1 protein-coding gene is annotated in these 908 nt (G+C 65.5%); it reads right to left on the bottom strand.

Going from position 1 to position 908, the window contains the following annotated elements:
- Window positions 1-29 precede the first annotated feature (29 nt).
- On the bottom strand, window positions 30-500 hold the full coding sequence (locus ACCD05_RS31750; RefSeq protein ID WP_413397641.1) for a hypothetical protein: 471 nt from the start codon (window positions 498-500) through the stop codon (window positions 30-32).
- Window positions 501-908: the final 408 nt, after the last annotated feature.

Here is a 908-nt window from a genome sequence, read left to right as displayed (position 1 = left end):
CGCCGGGGGCGGTGGCGATCGCGATCGCATCAGGGTGTGGCCTGCGCTTCCTCCTGCGGGTGCTCGAAGACCGGTGGCGCTTTCTCGGCGATAAGGGCAAGTGTCTCATCAAGGCAGGCGAGCGCCCGGGCGTCGCCGGCAAGGCAATCACGGACGACCGACACCGTATGGCCGCGCAGGTCCGGCGGCAGGAGGTCAAGGAGCCGGAACATCGCGTCGTGCTCTCCATCGCGGGCGTCGGCGCAGACCATCCCGGCCCAGCCGAGATAGTCGGTGAAGCAGGGTGTGTATTCCGAGGGCAGCGTATGGACGCAGGCGAGCTTGCTTCCCTTGACGGCGATGCGCTGGCAGGCGCGAGCGCGGCGGCAGCGGTTGATCGGGCAGGTTAAGACCGGCATGGACAGCATCTCCGATGTCCTCGCCGCCAGCGCAACGATCAGCTCGAGACCGAGGCGGTCCTTAAGGTCCTTGCCGGGATTATCATGAGCGTGCTGCGGCATTGCGGTCCTCTTCGGCTCCGGCGCGCGGCGATGCCGTCACGCGGCTGGTTTCACCCGTGGTTTGCTGGTTCAGGCTTCACTCGGACGGGGCGCTGGAAATCACCTCGATAGAGTAAAAAATATGGTGCCTTCCAGCACCCCGTTCGGCGGTTTATGAACGCAACTCCGGTCCCTCTGCCTTCTCGCCCAACTTCGCGACGAGACCATGTGTGCCTCACAGGCACGTCCGGGCTCAACTCGGGGCCATCTTGCGACGGAACCCGCCGTCACCGGAGGGAGACCATTTTCTGCGAACCCCGGATGAGAGAGCTTGCGTCCTCCTCAAACACCCAGCGCCGACCCCACCTCGCCGGCACGCCTGCCGGTGTATCCGTGGTGGGGTGAGGGGATGATGGCATGGGTGGGGAG

The organism is Rhizobium sp. Rhizsp42, assembly GCF_047304155.1.
GTDB lineage: Bacteria > Pseudomonadota > Alphaproteobacteria > Rhizobiales > Rhizobiaceae > Rhizobium.
Note: the sequence above shows the minus strand (reverse complement) of the source record. Positions and strands in the feature narration are given on the sequence as shown.

What these genes read in the sequence shown, in the direction of transcription:
- ACCD05_RS31750 (WP_413397641.1), bottom strand. Translation starts at nt 500, where the DNA reads ATGCCGCAGCACGCTCATGATAATCCCGGCAAGGACCTTAAGGACCGC.